14 protein-coding genes are annotated in these 16,150 nt (G+C 65.5%); 7 read left to right on the forward strand and 7 right to left on the reverse strand.

Annotated features, from left to right (window positions below; all coding sequences use genetic code 11):
* Position 1: 1 nt before the first annotated feature.
* A complete protein-coding gene (locus AWB77_RS18465) occupies positions 2-2,815 on the reverse strand; it encodes a winged helix-turn-helix domain-containing protein (protein ID WP_061135896.1) in 2,814 nt (937 codons plus the stop codon).
* Positions 2,816-3,160: 345 nt separating this feature from the next.
* Here AWB77_RS18465 and AWB77_RS18470 point away from each other — a divergent pair, with 345 nt between their 5' ends.
* On the forward strand, positions 3,161-4,273 hold the full coding sequence (locus AWB77_RS18470) for a porin (protein WP_061135897.1): 1,113 nt from the start codon (positions 3,161-3,163) through the stop codon (positions 4,271-4,273).
* Positions 4,274-4,379: 106 nt separating this feature from the next.
* A complete protein-coding gene (locus tag AWB77_RS18475; protein WP_061135898.1) occupies positions 4,380-4,742 on the forward strand; it encodes a BON domain-containing protein in 363 nt (120 codons plus the stop codon).
* Between the two features lie 111 nt (positions 4,743-4,853).
* Here the strand turns inward: AWB77_RS18475 and AWB77_RS18480 are convergent, their stop codons facing one another.
* Both AWB77_RS18480 and AWB77_RS18485 read right to left on the reverse strand, forming a co-directional pair.
* Positions 4,854-6,281: an aldehyde dehydrogenase family protein gene (locus tag AWB77_RS18480; protein WP_061135899.1), complete on the reverse strand. Its 1,428-nt coding sequence runs from the start codon at positions 6,279-6,281 to the stop codon at positions 4,854-4,856.
* 26 nt (positions 6,282-6,307) lie between these two features.
* Positions 6,308-7,216 carry a TauD/TfdA dioxygenase family protein gene (locus AWB77_RS18485; RefSeq protein WP_061135900.1) on the reverse strand — a complete coding sequence of 303 codons (909 nt, stop codon included), beginning with the start codon at positions 7,214-7,216 and terminating at the stop codon, positions 6,308-6,310.
* A gap of 154 nt (positions 7,217-7,370) precedes the next feature.
* Here AWB77_RS18485 and AWB77_RS18490 point away from each other — a divergent pair, with 154 nt between their 5' ends.
* The gene (locus AWB77_RS18490; protein ID WP_061135901.1) at positions 7,371-8,081 is read left to right on the forward strand and encodes a GntR family transcriptional regulator; all 711 of its coding nucleotides are present in this window, start codon (positions 7,371-7,373) and stop codon (positions 8,079-8,081) included.
* Between the two features lie 6 nt (positions 8,082-8,087).
* Here the strand turns inward: AWB77_RS18490 and AWB77_RS18495 are convergent, their stop codons facing one another.
* A complete protein-coding gene (locus tag AWB77_RS18495; RefSeq protein WP_061135902.1) occupies positions 8,088-9,377 on the reverse strand; it encodes an MFS transporter in 1,290 nt (429 codons plus the stop codon).
* A gap of 306 nt (positions 9,378-9,683) precedes the next feature.
* On the opposite strand from AWB77_RS18495, the gene fae reads away from it, so the two are divergent.
* Together fae and katG are read left to right on the forward strand one after the other, a co-directional pair.
* Entirely contained in the window at positions 9,684-10,217 is a 534-nt protein-coding gene (fae, locus tag AWB77_RS18500) for a formaldehyde-activating enzyme (RefSeq protein ID WP_061135903.1), read from the forward strand.
* Positions 10,218-10,554: 337 nt separating this feature from the next.
* On the forward strand, positions 10,555-12,822 hold the full coding sequence (gene katG, locus AWB77_RS18505) for a catalase/peroxidase HPI (RefSeq protein ID WP_061135904.1): 2,268 nt from the start codon (positions 10,555-10,557) through the stop codon (positions 12,820-12,822).
* A 57-nt stretch (positions 12,823-12,879) separates the two neighbouring features.
* Here katG and AWB77_RS18510 read toward each other — a convergent pair whose 3' ends face one another.
* Positions 12,880-13,635, reverse strand: a complete 756-nt coding sequence (locus tag AWB77_RS18510; protein WP_061135905.1) for a COG4705 family protein — start codon at positions 13,633-13,635, stop codon at positions 12,880-12,882.
* Between the two features lie 129 nt (positions 13,636-13,764).
* Between AWB77_RS18510 and AWB77_RS18515 the strand changes: the two genes are divergently transcribed.
* Complete coding sequence (locus AWB77_RS18515) at positions 13,765-14,589, forward strand: isocitrate lyase/PEP mutase family protein (RefSeq protein WP_061135906.1); 825 nt, start codon at positions 13,765-13,767, stop codon at positions 14,587-14,589.
* Between the two features lie 28 nt (positions 14,590-14,617).
* Positions 14,618-15,016: a RidA family protein gene (locus AWB77_RS18520; RefSeq protein WP_061135907.1), complete on the forward strand. Its 399-nt coding sequence runs from the start codon at positions 14,618-14,620 to the stop codon at positions 15,014-15,016.
* A gap of 12 nt (positions 15,017-15,028) precedes the next feature.
* On the opposite strand, the gene AWB77_RS18525 is transcribed toward AWB77_RS18520, so the two are convergent.
* On the reverse strand, positions 15,029-15,862 hold the full coding sequence (locus AWB77_RS18525; protein WP_061135908.1) for a cytochrome c: 834 nt from the start codon (positions 15,860-15,862) through the stop codon (positions 15,029-15,031).
* Complete coding sequence (locus AWB77_RS35860) at positions 15,859-16,038, reverse strand: hypothetical protein (RefSeq protein ID WP_157694834.1); 180 nt, start codon at positions 16,036-16,038, stop codon at positions 15,859-15,861. The genes AWB77_RS18525 and AWB77_RS35860 overlap by 4 nt, the downstream gene beginning before the upstream one ends.
* Positions 16,039-16,150: the final 112 nt, after the last annotated feature.

The following is a 16,150-nucleotide window of genomic DNA, read 5'->3' on the forward strand; positions in this document are numbered from 1 at the left end:
ATCACGCTCCGTCGCTAAGGGCGAGGTCGCGCGAGCGCGCGACGGCTTCGTCGCGGCTCGACACGCCGAGCTTGCCGTAGATGTTCTTAAGATGCCACTTCACCGTCTCGGGCGAGATGCCCATCGTCCGGGCGATCTTCTTGTTCGGCAAAGCCTGCGCGAGCAGGCTCAGGACTTTCGATTCGCGCACGCTCAAAATATCCGAGGCTTTCGAGTCGACCGAGCGCGCGCCCGCGGTTCCTGGTGTGGTGGCCCGTTTCGCCGTGGCGCATGCGTGCGCGTCGCGCAGACGATCCGCGTAGAACTGCAACACCCCGTCCTGCTGATTCTCCTCGCAAACGCGGCTGGTCAATTCCAGCGCGGCGGGATGGGCGTCGAGCAGCGTACGTACGAGACGCAGCCGATGTCCGTGGCGCACGGCCTCCAGCATGAGCTTGCGCGCGTTGGCCGCGTCGCCGCGATAGTGCGCCGTGACGGCCTTGCGCACGTCGAGCGACACGGCTCGCCGCTGCCAGCCGCGCTCGCGGCACAACGCGATGAGCGGCGTCAGCGCATGCGCCGCCGCGTCGAAGTCCTCGTGCGCGAGCCGCCAGTCGATATGCGCCAGTTGGGCCACGAAGCGCAAATCGGCCTCGTGCGCGCGTGATCCGGCCCGCGCGATCAGTTCGTCGAGCCGCGCGAGGCCCGCATGCGCGGCGTCGAACTGGCCGCTTTGCAGATCGCGCCGCACGCGCTGCCCCCCGCAATATGCGAGCGCGCGGCGCAGTTCGTGCCTGGCGGCATAGTCCTCGAGGCGATCGAGACACGCGATCGCATCGAGCCGATGGCCCGCCAGCCAATGCGACGCCGACAAAACCGTGAGCACGCTCGTCACGGCATCCGGAAACGATACCCGTTCGATGACGTCGAGACGTTCTTCGAGCAGTCTGCGCGCCTGGTCCGCGTCGCCCGATTCGTAGAGCACTTCGCCGAGCAGCGCGGTGGCGAGCGCGGACGCTTCGGCTGCGGCGCCGCGGCGCGGTTCGGCTTCGTGGAGCACGTCGCGGCACACGCGCTCGGTGCGCAGGAGATCGCCTTCGAGCAGATGGCCGAATCCCACGAGCGCGCGTCCGCTCAGCACGCCCGCCGGCGTGCCCGTGAGCGGCGTGCCGTCGGCGAGCAGGGGCGCGCGCTCCGCCTGGCTGCGACGCGCATCCTCGTATTCGCCGCGCAGCGTGTGAATCCACGACAGCAGATTGTTGCGCGCGCCGATGGTGACGCCGGGCGCGTCATCGGGCAGCGCGTGCAGTCGCGGCAGCAGCGCGCACGCCGCGTCGAGGTCGTCGCGCTGCACCGCGAGCGCGCCTTGCAGCAGCATCAACCGATAGTGCGACAAGGTGTCGTCGGGTGCGAGATCGGCGCGAAGCCGTTCCAGCGCGCACGCGCAAGCGTCGAACTCGCGGTTGTAGAGATGCAGATGGATCATCCAGAGCCGCAGCCCGACGCGCGCCTGGATCTCGGCCGGCGGCAACAGACGCATCAGCGCCACGATCCTGCGCAACTCGCCGCGCGCCTGCAGGCCGTGCGCGACGTGCGCGACGAGGTTCGCCGCGGCCGCGCACTCGCCCGCGAGCACCGCGTGACGCACGGCTTCGTCGACGTGATCGTGCGCGCGGAACCACTGCCACGCGTCGCGATGCACCTGCCGCCGCTGCGCCTCGCTGCGTGCGCGAAAGCGCTCGAGCAGGGTCTCGCGAAAGAGCGGATTCAGGCGATACCACGCGTGATGCGCGTCGTGGCCGGCCGGCGCGAGAAAGAGATTGTCGCTTTCGAGGCGCGCGAGCAGCCTGAGCACGTCGGCGGGACGATCCTCGGCGCCGATCAGCGCGACGCACAGCGGCGCGCAGAGCCGCTCGCACACGGCCATGCGCACGAGCAGCTCGCACTCGTTCGCCGCGAGCCTCGACAGCACTTCGCGGGAGAAATATTCCGCAAAGGAGTGGATGCCGAGCAGCGGCGCGCTCGTGAACGCGCCGTCCGGCACGAGATGCTTCGGCGCGACATTGCCGCGCTTTGCGCTCACCACGAGCAATTGCAGGCCGGCGATCCAGCCGTCGGTCATTTCGTGCATCCGGCGCGCGTCGCGCGGGCTGATCTCGCGCAGCTGCGACTTCAGGAACGCATGCGATTCCGCCACCGAGAAGCGCAGATCGCGCATGTCGAGTTCGAGCAGCAAACCTTCGTCGCGGATGCGGCCGACCGACAGCGGAATCGCCCCGCGCGACGCCAGCGCGACGTGAAGATTCGACGGCGCGTAATCGAGGAGCCATTGCAGCGATTGATGGCAGCGCGGGTCTGTCAGCCGATGAAGGTCGTCGAGCACGAGCACGAGATCGCCCTGGCGGCTCGCGATGCCGCGTACGAGCGCGATGATCGTGCGCTCGATGGCTTCGTCGTCCATGCCGCGTCCGCCGAGCAGCGCGGCGTCGCCCGCAATGGCCGGATCGACTTGTGCCAGGCTCGCGGCGAGCGCGTCGAGAAAGCGGGCGAGGTCGTCGATTTCCTCCGACAGCGTGAGCCACGCAACCTGAAACGCGAGCGGATACAGCGCCTCGCGCCACGCGATGAGCGCCGTCGTCTTGCCGTAGCCCGCCGGGCCCTGCATCACGATGCAGCGCTTGCGCCGCGATTCGACGAGCTGGCCGATGAGCCGCTCGCGGCCCACGATGCGCGTCGATACGCGCGGCGAGCCGCACGCGCGATCGGCCGGTGCGGACGAGGGGCCGGCGCGATCATCGGCATGATCCGGAATGCGAAGGAAGATCGTTTCATTCATCACGCACCTGCTTCTTTCGAAATGGGACGGCACTCCGGCTGTACGCGCACGGCCGGGCTCGATTTGCGTCGGACGATTCTAGCGTTCACGGCGCACCGCGCGCGCTAGGGAAACACGCGTAGTCCCCCGCGCGGAAATATAGGAACCAGACACTTGTACCGGTTCGTTTCGAATGGTAGTTCGGGCAACGAACGAACTGGGGTATTCCCGCGCCCACTCGCTTCGGGTAGTGGTCATGCCGCGAGGGGCTGCGACACTGAGCCGGAGGGGATCAGAAGGTCGCCAGCGTGCGCCGGGCGGTTTGGACCGCGCGGCCGGCAGACGACGAACAAGGAGGAGACAGACATGCGGTTCATCAGAAAAGGCGTTGCCGGTGTGGCCCTTGCGGTCGTGGCGGGCGGCGCGTCGGCACAGTCGAGCGTCACGCTCTACGGCGTCGCCGACGGGTTTTTTCAATGGTTCGACAACGGCGGGCAGCACGCCTGGTCGATGCGCAGCGGCGGCAACAGCGGTTCGATGTTCGGCCTGAAGGGCAGCGAAGACCTCGGCAGCGGCCTTAAGGCCGTGTTCACGCTGGAAAACGGCTACAACCTCAACAACGGCACCGCCTTCGCCGATTCCTCGTCGATGTTCTATCGCCAGGCGTGGGTGGGCCTGTCGCACGAAAAGTACGGCTCGCTCACCTTCGGCAGGCAATATCAGCCGACGTTCTGGTCGCTCTATCCAACCGATCCGTTCCGCGCGAACGAGATCCTCTCGCCGCTTGCCGCTTCGGCCAATACCATCGATCGCAACACGATCGCCACGCAAACGGGCGGCGGACGTTCGAGCAATGCGATCGTCTACAAGTCGCCCAATCTCAGCGGATTTCAGGTCTGGGGCATGTACGCGCTCGCCGCGAGCGTCACGCAGCCCTATCCGCAGTCCACCGGCAACATGCTCGATGTCGCCGCAACCTACTCGGGCTACGGCCTCTACGCGGGCCTGTCGTATCAGTTCCAGCATCCGGGGTCGAAGACCCTGCCCGGCCTGCCCGCCTCGGTGAATACCGTGTCCGTCGAGCACTACACGGCGGCGCTCGCGTACCGCATCGGCATCGTGAACCTGCAGGCCAACTACACCTATCACAAGCCGGAAAATCCCGGCGCCGGCTCGGTTGCGGCGCGGCTGAACGCGGCGCATCCGTTCAGCGTCGCGGAAATCGGCGCGACGATCCAGGCGACGCCCGCCGACGCCATCGAACTCGCCGGGTTCCAGCGTCTCGCGCGCGGCGTGCACGACAACACCTGGGGCGTGCAGGTCGGCATGGATCACAGCCTCTCGAAGCGCACGACGGTTTATGCGCGCGCGGGCTACATGAAGAACAACGGCCTCGCGACGACGACATGGCCCGGCTACACGACCACCGCCGGCGAGAACCAGACGCTCGTCGGCGTGGGCATGTCGCACCGGTTCTGATTCACCGCTGGCGCGCTTCGTCCGCACCGGCAGGCGCGGCAAGTGGCGCCGTTCCGTTTTCATCGCATCGAACATCGTGACAACGACCATGGCAATACATCGAATCATGAAAATCATTCGCACCGGACAACTGATGATCGGCGTCGCCGCGCTCGGCGTCGCGCTTCACGCGCACGCACAGGCGGATGCATCGGCGGCAGCGGGCGCATCGGCGGCGGTATCGGCGTCGAGCGGGAGCAAGGCTTCATCGAGATCGGCCGATCGCGCGCTGCGCAGGCGCATTCTGACCGCGCTCGCGAAGGAGAAAGGCATGCGCGCGAGCGGCATCACCGTGCGCGCGACCAATGGCGACGTTCTGCTGGAAGGCTGGGTGCCTGAACAAGCACAGATCGAGCAGGCGACGCGCGTGGCGCAGGGCGTGCAAGGCGTGAAATCCGTGCGCAACACGCTGACGCTCTCGACGTTCTGACCGCTTTTCCTTCGCAGCGCGCCAGCCGATCCAACCGCCTCAACCACTTCCACCACTTCCACCACTTCGCCGCCCCCGCGCCGGTCATGAACCGGCGCGGGGCGGCGTGCCTTACACGCATCCGGCGATCGACTTCGTTTCGAGGAACTCCGAGATGCCGTGCTCGCCGAATTCGCGGCCATTGCCCGACATCTTGTAGCCGCCGAAAGGCGCGTTCAGGTCGAGCGCCGCGCCGTTGAGCATCACCGCGCCCGCGCGCAGATGTTGCGCGACACGCCGCGCGCGCGCCGGATCGGACGAGGATACGTAGGCCGCGAGGCCATACTCCGTATCGTTGGCGATATCGATCGCTTCATCCTCGCTTGCGTACGGAATAAGCACGACGACCGGCCCGAAGATTTCCTCGCGCGCGATGCGCATGTCGTTATGCACATTCGCAAAGACGGTCGGGCGCGCATAGAAGCCGCGCGCGAGCGCCGCGGGCCGGCCGGCACCGCCCGCCGCGAGCGTTGCGCCCTCGTCGATGCCGCGCTGAATCATCTGCTGGACGCGCTCGTACTGACGCCGGTTCGAGATCGGACCGAGCTTCGTATCGGGATGCGCCGGATCGCCGACCGTGAGCGCGTTGGCGGTCGCCGCGGCGATGGCGGCGGCGGCGTCGTGAAGGTGCTTCGGCACCAGCATGCGCGTCGGCGCGATGCACGTCTGGCCGGAGTTCATCATGCAGAACACGACGCCGTTCGAGACGGCGCTCTTCAGATCGGCGTCGTCGAGAATCACGTTCGGCGACTTGCCGCCCAGCTCCTGCGTGACGCGTTTGACGGTCGGCGCGGCTTTCGTCGCGACGTCCACGCCAGCGCGCGTCGATCCGGTGATCGACACCATGTCGACGTGACGGTGACGTGCGAGTGCGCCGCCGATCTCCGCGCCATCGCCGTAAATCATGTTGAACACGCCGGCCGGCACGCCCGCGTCGTGCATGATCTGGGCGAAGAGCGCGGCGTCGAGCGGCGTGATCTCCGATGGCTTCAGTACGATGGTGCAGCCCGCCGCGAGCGCGGGCGCGACTTTCGCGGCGATCTGATTGAGCGGCCAGTTCCACGGCGTGATCAACGCAGCGACGCCCACTGGCTCGCGCACGATCTGTGTGCTGCCGCGCGTGGTGACGAAGGGGAAGCCCTGGAGCGCCGTCAGCGTGCCATGAAGCTGGCCGAGGCCGGCGGGGGCCTGCTTCTCGCGCGCGAGCCATACGGGCGCGCCCATTTCAGTCGTGATCGCGTCGGCAAGCTCGCCGAGGCGCTCCTTGTAGAGCGCCATGACGCGTCCGAGCAGTGCGGCGCGCACATCGACGCTCGTGCGCGACCACGCGGGAAACGCGGCGCGGGCGGCCGCGACGGCGCAGTCGACGTCGGCGGATGTCGCCATCGCCACGCGACCGACGACCTCTTCGGTCGCCGGATTCACAATATCGGCGAACTGCGCGCCGGCGGACGGTTCGGACCATCGTCCGCCGATATAGAACTTGTTCAGGTCTTTCACGATTTCTCCGTTCCTCGATGACGCGCTCAAACCGGACGGTCGCCGATGATCGTCGCGCGCATCATGCGGCGCACGGCGGGGTAGTAGTCCTGCACCGCGTAGTGATGCGTCGAGCGGTTGTCCCAGAAGGCGACCGTGTTGGCTTCCCATTTCAGACGAACCTGATATTCCGGCGCGGCGGCCTGGCGGAACAGATACTGCAGCAGGTCCATTTCGGCCAGCTTGAGATCGAAGCCGAAGCGATAGCCGGCGATCTCCGCGTAATTGGCGAAATGCGTCGTGAATGCTTCGTTCACGAAGAGCAGCTTCTCGCCGGATTCGGGATGCGTGCGCACGACCGGATGCGTGACCGCCGGATTCTGGGCGCGCACGCTCACGCGCTGCTCGGGCGAGAGTGCCGCGCCGAAGAGAGGCAAGAGGTCGTGGACCGCGAGCAGGCCTTCGAGCCGCGCCTTGATGTCGCCGGGCAGCTTCTCGTAGGCGAGCGCCATGTTCACCCAGATCGTGTCGCCGCCTGTCGGCGGGCACTCGACGCAGCGCAGGATCGAGCCCATCGACGGCACTTCGCGCCAGGACACGTCGCTGTGAAAGATGTTCTCGCGCCCGCGCTTCTGATCGGACTTGTCGAACACGACGAGTTCCGGATGGTCGGGATGACGCGGAAGGACGGGATGCACTTCGAGCTTGCCGAAGCGTTTGCCGAGCGCGACATGCTGCGCGGGCGTGAGGTCCTGATCGCGGAAAAACAGGACCTTGTAGCGGATGAGCGCACGGCGCAGCGCGAGATACGTGGGTTCGTCGAGCGGCTCGCGCAGGTCGATATCGCCGACGTAAGCGCCGATCGCAGGCGTGGCCTGCCGGACGGTGAATGGCCAGTGCTCCTGCGCGGTTTGGCTGGAGCTGCGTGGTTCGATGGCTTGAGCAGCGTGCGACATGTCGATCCTCCTGTTGATGCGACGTTGCGCGAAAAAATTCTCCCCGCATCGTCTCACTACCTGTCATAACAGGTGTACTGGTTAAAACCCGTAACCTGTCATGACAGCTACAATCGCGACATCGTTGCTACTCATCACACAGGAAAAGCGCGCCATGACACAGCCTCGGTTCAGGCAGATCGAAGAAGCGTTGCGGCAGCAGATCGTCGCCAACGATCTCGCGCCGGGCGTCAAGCTTCCGTCGGAAGCCGACCTCGTTGCGCAATACGGTGTGAGCCGCATCACGATCCGCCAGGCGCTCGCCGGACTGCATGCGAGCGGGCTGATCGAGAAGATCAACGGGAAGGGAAGTTTCGTCACGCGTCCGGCGGCGCGCTCCGACCTCGGGCAACTGACCGGTTTTTACGAGGCGGCGCGCAAGCGCGGCCAGACGGCGCACGGCGAACTGCTATCTGTGCGGCCGATCGCGCCGCCGGCGTTCGCGATGCGCGCGCTCGGGCTGGAGGCCGGCGACACGCTCATGTGTGCGACGACCCTGCGGCTGTGGGACGCAGTGCCGGTGGCGCTTTTCATGGTGATGGGCGATGAAGCGCTCGTCACCGCGCTCGTTGCCGAGGATCTCGAAACGAACGACGCGATGAGCATCTTCGAGGAGCGCCTCGGGTTCCGGCTGAAGCATCTCGAAACCGAGAGCGCCGCGGTTGCCGCCACGAAGGAGCAAGCGCGGCGGCTGAAGGTGGAGCCGGGCACGCCGCTGTTGCGCGTGCGGTGTACGCCTATCGATATTCAGGGCAAGGCGCTGTGCTGCGCCGAACTGCTCTTTCGCGGCGATCGTTTTTCGTACAGGGCGAAGGTTACGCGCTAGACCTGCTCAGGCCGCGCCGGCCGCGACCGGCTCGTCCGATGCGCGTCGTGCGCTCTCGGGATGAAGCCAGCGCAACGCGACGAGCGCGGCGAGCACCAGCATCGCCGCGCTCGTCGCGAAGCCCAGTTCGTACGCGCGCGCACTCGAGCCGCCGTAGGTCTGCACGATCCGGCCGATGAGCATCGGAGCGATCGCGGCGCCCGTGCTGGCGAGCGCCGTGTGAATGCCGATCAGCGCGCCGCGCTGCGCATCGGGCACGATTTCGGACAGCAGCGCGGGCGCGAGCGCGAAACACACCGACGGCAGCGCGCCGGCCACGGCGAACACCGCGACCTTTTGCGCGGGCGAGAGTCCCGGCAGCATCAGCGCGGAGAAGAGGCAGGCGCCAGCGGCGAAGGCGACGCACAGGAGGCGTACACGCGCGGCCCGCGAGGTTGCGCCGCGCGCGAGCATGCGTTGCGACAGCCAGCTGAGCCCGAGACTGAACGGCGCTGCGGTGACGATCACGAGCGCGAAGCAGCGTCCGGACGTGATGCCCGAAAAGCCGAGCGCTTTTTCGAGGTAGCTTGGCAGCCACGTCATGTTGGCGCCCATCATCCAGTAAGCGGCGAAGCCGAGGATAAAGACGCTGAGGACGGACGGACTGCTCAGCAGCTTGCGGTACGGCACGCTCCGGACGACCGTATTGCCCGACTGCGTGCGTGCGCGTTGCGCGAGATTGCCTTCGCGCCCGACGCACAACCACAGCACGCTCCACACCGCACCGATGACGCCGAGCACGATGAAATTCATGCGCCAGCCCCATCGATGCGTGATGACCGGGATCAGCAGTCCCGCGAGCAGCAAGCCGACGATCGCGCCCTGGTTCAGCAGCGCGACGGGCATGTTGCGCTTTTCGTCGGGGAACCATTTGTAGAGCGCATGCACGGACACGGGATAGAACGGGCCTTCGGCCGCGCCGAGCACGACGCGGCAAAGGAGAAACGCGCTCATGCTGCCGAAGAGCGCCTGCGGGACCTGCAGAACGGCCCACATCACGCCCATGGCGAGCAGCAGCCAGCGCGTCTGGACGCGGTTCGACAGGAAGCCGACCAGCACGGTCGATACGGCGAACAGCCAGAAGAAGCTCCCCGCTACGACGCCGAATTGCGCCGGCGACAGGTTCAGTTCCCGCATGAGCGGCACGGCGACCATGCCGAGCACGATCTTGTCGAGAAAGTTGATGAGGGCGAGCCCCGTGAGCAACAGGGTCGTCATCCACGCCGCGCGTGGCCTGTAACCGTCGAGAGAATTCATGTTCGGATCGGCTCGAAAATGCGGCGCCCGACAGGCCGCCGCAGGGTGCAAAACGGGTTTCGTCGCGCGCTCGCGCGGACAGTGCAACAGCACGCTTGTCACGTTAAGTGCGCGCGAGGGGCCGCACACCCACCCGAAACAGGGAGGACAGGGAAAACGACGCCCCGCACAGTGTGTCACGCGGCGAGCGCAGACTGCCGTTATTAACAGGCGAGCGCACCCGTCGCGGCTTTGCTGGCCGGGAATGGCATCGTCTTTGCATTCGCTTTTTCCCTCGGTCTGTCGAACCTTCAAAGGAGAATGCACATGGGTCTGGATCTGACGTTCCGCGCAGGCGAAGCAACCGTGCTGGCGGCAGCGGGGCAGGCAACCGACGCGATGCCCGAAATTCTCATCGGCCGCGTGGATGGGCCGGTCGGTCATGCGTTTGCGAACATGATGGCGCAATCGAAAGGACATACCGCGATGTTCGCCATCCGCGCGTGCAACCAGATGGTGCGGCCCGCGACGATGATCGTGCCGAAAGTGACGCTGAAGGATATGGCGAACATCGATCTGTTCGGCGGCGTGGTGCAGTCCGCGACGGCCGATGCGGTGGTCGATTGCCTCATCGAAGGCATCTTGCCGAAAGATCAGGCGAACGATCTGTGCATCATCAGCCTCGTGTGGATCGATCCGCGCTGCGCGACGGACCTCCATCTCGACAAGAAGGACATGTATCGCACGAACTACGAGGCGACGAAGCTCGCGATCCGGCGCGCGATGAACAACGAGCCGAGCGTCGACGAGCTGATCGCGAATCGGCACAGCATCAAGCACGACATGGACGACTGGAGCTGATCGTTCGGAAGACTAACCGAAAAGCCTGCGTTGAAAGAGACGAAAAATGCGCGCCGCGCACATCGCCTGCCAGGCGTGCAAGACGCTGCTAGACTGAAGCCCGTGCCGAATTGCGCTTTCGTGCACTGCAACATGCGCGGCTCTGTCTTATAGCCGTCACCTATCGGCGGCATTGCAAAAATCGCATTCTATTGAGCGTCGCTCTCACGTATTTTTTAAGTTGTATCAGGCTGCCGGGTCGCATCGCGCGCGCCCGGCGCACGCCGCGAAATCCCTTATCGGACCAGCAGTGAGCAGCAGAACAACTAGTGGATACGTCCTCGCAAGGAGATAACGCATGTCAAACGAATCGAAGTGCCCGTTTACGCATGCCGCCGGTACCGGTACGACGAACCGTGACTGGTGGCCGCGGCAACTACGGGTGGATCTGCTGAGCCAGCATTCGGCCAAGTCGAATCCGCTCGACAAGGGCTTCGACTACGCCGAAGCATTCAAAAGCCTCGATCTCGCCGCCGTCAAGCAAGACCTCGCCAAGCTCATGACCGATTCGCAGGAATGGTGGCCCGCCGACTTCGGTCATTACGGCCCGCTGTTCATCCGCATGGCGTGGCACAGCGCCGGCACCTATCGCATCGGCGATGGCCGCGGAGGCGGTGGACGCGGTCAGCAACGTTTCGCGCCGCTCAATAGCTGGCCCGACAATGTCAGCCTCGACAAGGCGCGCCGGCTGCTATGGCCCATCAAGCAGAAATATGGTCAGAAGCTCTCGTGGGCCGATCTGATCATTCTCACCGGCAACGTCGCGCTGGAAACGATGGGCTTCAAGACCTTCGGCTTCGCGGGCGGACGCGAAGACACGTGGGAGCCGGATCAGGACGTCTACTGGGGCAATGAAAAGACCTGGCTCGGCGGCGATGTCCGCTACGGCAAAGGCGCGGCGGGCAACGACCAGGATCAGGGCGTCATCACCGCCGACGAACAGAAGCACGGCGAAGAAGTGAGCCGCACCGACGGCGGCCGCAATCTGGAGAATCCGCTCGGCGCGGTGCAGATGGGCCTTATCTATGTGAATCCGGAAGGCCCGGACGGCAATCCCGATCCGCTCGCGGCGGCGCACGACATCCGCGAAACGTTCGCGCGCATGGCGATGAACGACGAGGAAACCGTCGCGCTCATCGCGGGCGGCCATACCTTCGGCAAGACGCACGGCGCAGGTCCGTCCGACAACGTCGGTCCCGAACCGGAATCGGCCGATCTGGAAAACATGGGCCTCGGCTGGAAGAGCAGCTATGGCAGCGGCAAGGGCGCGGACACGATTACGAGCGGCCTGGAAGTCACCTGGACCACGACGCCGACGAAGTGGGGCCAGGGGTTCTGGGAAAACCTCTTCGGTTTCGAATGGGAACTGACCAAGAGCCCGGCGGGCGCGAATCAATGGGTCGCGAAGGATTCGACCGAAACCGTGCCGCACGCGCATGATCCGTCGAAGAAAATCAAGCCGACGATGCTGACGACCGACCTCGCGCTGCGCTTCGATCCCGAATACGCGAAGATTTCGAAGCGTTTCTGGGAGAACCCCGATCAGTTCGCGGATGCGTTCGCGCGCGCGTGGTTCAAGCTGACGCATCGCGACATGGGTCCGAAGGCGCGCTATCTCGGGCCGGAAGTGCCGCAGGAAGAACTGCTGTGGCAAGACCCGATTCCGGCGGTCGATCATCCGCTCGTCGGCGATCAGGAAGTCGCGGCGCTCAAGCAGAAAGTGCTGGCGTCGGGGCTTTCGGTTGCGGATCTGGTGTCGGCGGCGTGGGCGTCGGCGTCGACGTTCCGCGGTTCGGACAAGCGCGGCGGCGCGAACGGCGCGCGCATCCGCCTCGCGCCGCAGAAGGACTGGGAAGCGAACGATCCCGAGCAGCTCGGCAAGGTGCTCTCGACGCTCGAGGGCATCCAGACGGAGTTCAACGGCGCGCAGTCGGACGGCAAGAAGATTTCGCTGGCCGATCTGATCGTGCTGGCGGGCGGCGCGGCGATCGAAAAGGCGGCGGAGCAGGGCGGCCAGAAGGTCACGGTGCCGTTCACGCCGGGCCGCATGGATGCGTCGCAGGATCAGACGGACGTGCTCTCGGTCTCGGCGCTCGAACCGGTCGCCGACGGCTTCCGCAACTTCGTCAAGGGCAACGTGGGCGTGCCCGTCGAATCGCTGTTGATCGACAAGGCGCAATTGCTGACGCTGACCGCGCCGGAGATGACGGCGCTCATCGGCGGCCTGCGCGCGCTGAACGTGACGAGCGGCAAGAGCGCGCACGGCGTCCTGACCGACAAGCCCGAAACGCTGACGAACGACTTCTTCGTCAATCTGCTCGACATGAACACGGAATGGCAGCCGCTGTCGTCGCGCCGCGATGTGTTCGAGGGCCGTGACCGGAAGACGGGTGAGCGCAAGTGGACCGGCAGCCGTGTCGATCTGGTCTTCGGATCGCATTCGGTGCTGCGCGCGCTCTCTGAGGTCTATGCGAGCAGCGACGCGAAGGAGAAGTTCGTCAACGACTTCGTCGCGGCCTGGACGAAGGTGATGAACCTCGACCGTTTCGATCTGAAGCAGAAGTAAGTCGATGCAGCGATGCGGCGGTCCTTCGGGGCCGCCGCATTTTTTTTGCAGCGCGCATCAATGCGCCGCGCGCGCGGGCCGCTGCTTGAAGAGAAACCCGCATACGACGATGAACATCACGAGCGCGAGCGATGCGCCGTAGCGGCTCATCGCGAGTCCGCCGTGCGCGACGGGCTTGTCCAGAAAGTCGCCGACCACCGCGCCGAGCGGCCTCGTCAGAATGAACGCGCTCCAGAACAGCACGGTGCGCGACACATTGCTGAAGTAATACGCGAGCACGATCAGGAGCAGCAGGCCGCCGAAGACCATCGCCGCGCCGGCGTAGCCGAAGCCCGCGCTGTCGGCGGTCCAGTCGCCGAGCGCGGTGCCGAGCGTCTGCGAGAACATGATCGTCACCCAGTAGAAGGCTTCGGCTTTCGGCGAGGCGATCGTCGATACCGACACCGATCCCATTGCTCGATACCACACCGCGAGCGATGCGATCAGCAACGCCAGCAGGATCGCGCTGCCGCCCGCGTAGCCGATGCCGAGCGAGCGGTCCGCGAAGTCAGCGAGCGTGGTGCCGACGGTCGTCGTCGCGATGATCGTGATCCAGTAGAGCGCGGGCTGGAAGCGGTCGGCCTTCACTTGCGCGATCACCGCGACGACGAACACGACTGCGAAGATAAACGTGCTCATCAGATAGCCGAGGTTCATCGACATCGAAAGCGCGTCGCCGCCGCTTTCGCCGAGCGTCGTCGCCGCAATCTTGATGATCCAGAACGCAAGGGTCAGTTCAGGCACCTTGGCGAGCGGGTTTTTTGCGTGCTCCATGTCGTGTCTCGTGCGAGGAAAAGCTCGAGCGTAGTGCGCGCGTGCTTAAGAGAGACTTAGCGGCGAGCGCGCTTTTACGCGATCGCGTATCGTCTACGTTCTGTCCCGTTCATCAACAGGAGACGCACCATGCCTCGCACGGCCGCCGAAAAACGCGCCGCATTCCGCGCGCTGCACGAATCCGGTTGTTTCATGTTGCCGAATCCCTGGGACGCCGGCTCGGCGCGCTATCTCGCGACGCTCGGCTTCAAGGCGCTCGCGACGACGAGCTCCGGCTTCGCGTGGTCGCACGGCCACGCCGACAATCACATGACGCGCGATGCGGTGCTCGCTCACTTGCGCGAGATCGTCGAGGCGACCGATCTGCCCGTGAACGCCGACTTCGAAAGCGGCTTCGGCGCGACGCCGGACGAAGTCGGCGCGAACGTGAAGCTCGCGGTGCAAACGGGCGTCGCGGGCCTGTCGATCGAGGATTCGACCGGCGATACAGCCGCGCCGCTTTTTCCGGTCGATGTCGCCGTCGCGCGCATGAAGGCGGCGCGGCGCGCGATCGACGAAAGCGGCGGCGACACCTTGCTCGTCGGACGCGCGGAGAATTTCTTTGCCGGCAAGCCCGATATCGACGATGCCATCGCGCGTCTCAAAGCATATTCCGATGCCGGCGCGGACTGTCTCTACGCGCCCGGCATCAAGACGCGCGAGCAGATCGAGGCCGTGGTGAAGGCGGTCGCGCCGAAGCCGGTGAATCTGCTGATCGGCGGTGTGTCGGAATTCACGTTGAGCGATGTGGCCGCGCTCGGCGTGCGGCGCGTAAGTGTAGGCGGCGGACTCGCGCGGGCGGCGTGGGGCGGATTCATGCGCGCGGCGCAAGGGCTCGCCGATGGCCGCTTCGACGGCTTCGAGGACGCGGCGTCAGGCAATGATCTGAACGGAATTTTCGACGCCCGCGCGTAGTTCTTGCCTCATACAGGAGACGATGACCATGGCTCGCGAAATCATTCGCGTCGAACCGCTTTCGACGTGGCTCGAACGCTTCAAGGCGCCGACCTCCGCTGTCACGCGCCACGGCGACACGGTGTACGTGTCCGGCTTCCCGCCGTTCGATCCCGAAACGGGCGAGATCGCGGCGAACGCGACGATCGAGCGGCAGACGGAACTCGTGCTCGAGCAATTGAAGTCGTGCGTCGAAGCGGCAGGTTCATCGCTCGATCAGGTGCTCAAGTGCAACGTCTATTGCACATCGGTCGATGCGTTCCCTGTGGTCAACGCGATCTACGCGCGCTTCTTCGGGCCGCATCCGCCGGCGCGCATTTTCGTCAACGTGCCGGCGTGGCCGGGCAAATTCGATATCGAGATCGATTGCGTGGCGGCGGTCGCCTGAGCATCGGCGGGCTTACTTCTTTCGCTTCGCCATATAGCCGAGATAGGCGATGAGCGCGTCGAGATCGCTGTCGCTGATGGCCTTCCTGTCGAAGCCGGGCATTTTCATGTCGGGCCATGCACGGATCGACTTCGGATCGCGGATGTAGGCCTTCAGCGCCCACGGCTGAAAATAGTCGGTCGGATTATGCGGACGATTCAGGTCCGGGCCGACCGATGCATCGCCCGCGCCGTTCAGCTTGTGGCACACGATGCACTGCGTGGCGAACACGGTCTTGCCGCGACGGACCAGCGAGTTCGCGGGCACGCTCTTGTCGACGGCGATTTGCGGGAAGCGCGCGGCGAGCGTCGGCGCGATGTGAAACGCGTCGACCTTGAACGGCCACTGCTCGCTCGACACCCCCGAGGCGGCCGGATCGATCCACACGACATAGAACGGACCGATATCGCCGGTGCCCGGCACTTGCGGCCACGGCTCGTCCGGCGATTCGATCGCGAGCCACGGTTCGGCGCGCTTCCTGCCGTCGCCGAAAAGCAGCTTCGCGGAAAAGTGCGTGACGAAGCCATCGGTGGCGCTCACCTGGAGCTCCTTGCCCGCGGGCATTTCCGTGATGCCGAGCAGCGCGCGCAAGGGCACGGCGCGATACGTCATCGTGCGATGAAACGTGACGTCGTTCGGCACGCGGATGATCGCGGCATCGGGACGCGCGAGCAATTGCTCGGTCGTGAGCGAGCGCTCGCCGCCGACGTTGATCGCGAGCGTCGCGGCCATCGCAAAGCCGCAGGCGAGCATGAGGATTGCGAGTGCGAGTGCGAATGCGGATGCGAATGCGCGCCGGAAGATCATTCATCGTCTCCTTCGCGCGCCGGCTTGAACTGCGCGCGCAGCGACTCGCGGATCACCTCGCCGGTCGTGGTCATCGGCAATTCGGGCACGAAGCTGTCGTTGAGCGCGACGATCGCCACGCGATACCCCGACACCGCATTGCCGAACGATCGGTTGCGCGATGCGCTCCGAGCCATCGGCCCATTCGTTGCAAACGTCCCGCGCGATGTCGCAGGGCTCGGGAATGCGCCATTCGAACTGCGGACGACGGCTTCGTACGAATCACCTGACGGGAGCATGGTGGCGGCT

It is taken from the genome of Caballeronia fortuita, from assembly GCF_001544835.2.
Taxonomy (GTDB): domain Bacteria; phylum Pseudomonadota; class Gammaproteobacteria; order Burkholderiales; family Burkholderiaceae; genus Caballeronia; species Caballeronia fortuita.

Bases quoted from the DNA above. Each gene is read 5' to 3' on its own strand.
- AWB77_RS18470 (WP_061135897.1), top strand. From the start codon at position 3,161: ATGCGGTTCATCAGAAAAGGCGTTGCCGGTGTGGCCCTTGCGGTCGTG.
- AWB77_RS35860 (WP_157694834.1), bottom strand. From the start codon at position 16,038: ATGGCTCGGAGCGCATCGCGCAACCGATCGTTCGGCAATGCGGTGTCG.
- AWB77_RS18515 (WP_061135906.1), top strand. From the start codon at position 13,765: ATGCCTCGCACGGCCGCCGAAAAACGCGCCGCATTCCGCGCGCTGCAC.
- AWB77_RS18495 (WP_061135902.1), bottom strand. From the start codon at position 9,377: ATGAATTCTCTCGACGGTTACAGGCCACGCGCGGCGTGGATGACGACC.
- AWB77_RS18485 (WP_061135900.1), bottom strand. From the start codon at position 7,216: ATGTCGCACGCTGCTCAAGCCATCGAACCACGCAGCTCCAGCCAAACC.
- AWB77_RS18510 (WP_061135905.1), bottom strand. From the start codon at position 13,635: ATGGAGCACGCAAAAAACCCGCTCGCCAAGGTGCCTGAACTGACCCTT.
- AWB77_RS18490 (WP_061135901.1), top strand. From the start codon at position 7,371: ATGACACAGCCTCGGTTCAGGCAGATCGAAGAAGCGTTGCGGCAGCAG.
- katG (WP_061135904.1), top strand. From the start codon at position 10,555: ATGTCAAACGAATCGAAGTGCCCGTTTACGCATGCCGCCGGTACCGGT.
- AWB77_RS18465 (WP_061135896.1), bottom strand. From the start codon at position 2,815: ATGAATGAAACGATCTTCCTTCGCATTCCGGATCATGCCGATGATCGC.
- AWB77_RS18525 (WP_061135908.1), bottom strand. From the start codon at position 15,862: ATGATCTTCCGGCGCGCATTCGCATCCGCATTCGCACTCGCACTCGCA.
- fae (WP_061135903.1), top strand. From the start codon at position 9,684: ATGGGTCTGGATCTGACGTTCCGCGCAGGCGAAGCAACCGTGCTGGCG.
- AWB77_RS18520 (WP_061135907.1), top strand. From the start codon at position 14,618: ATGGCTCGCGAAATCATTCGCGTCGAACCGCTTTCGACGTGGCTCGAA.
- AWB77_RS18475 (WP_061135898.1), top strand. From the start codon at position 4,380: ATGAAAATCATTCGCACCGGACAACTGATGATCGGCGTCGCCGCGCTC.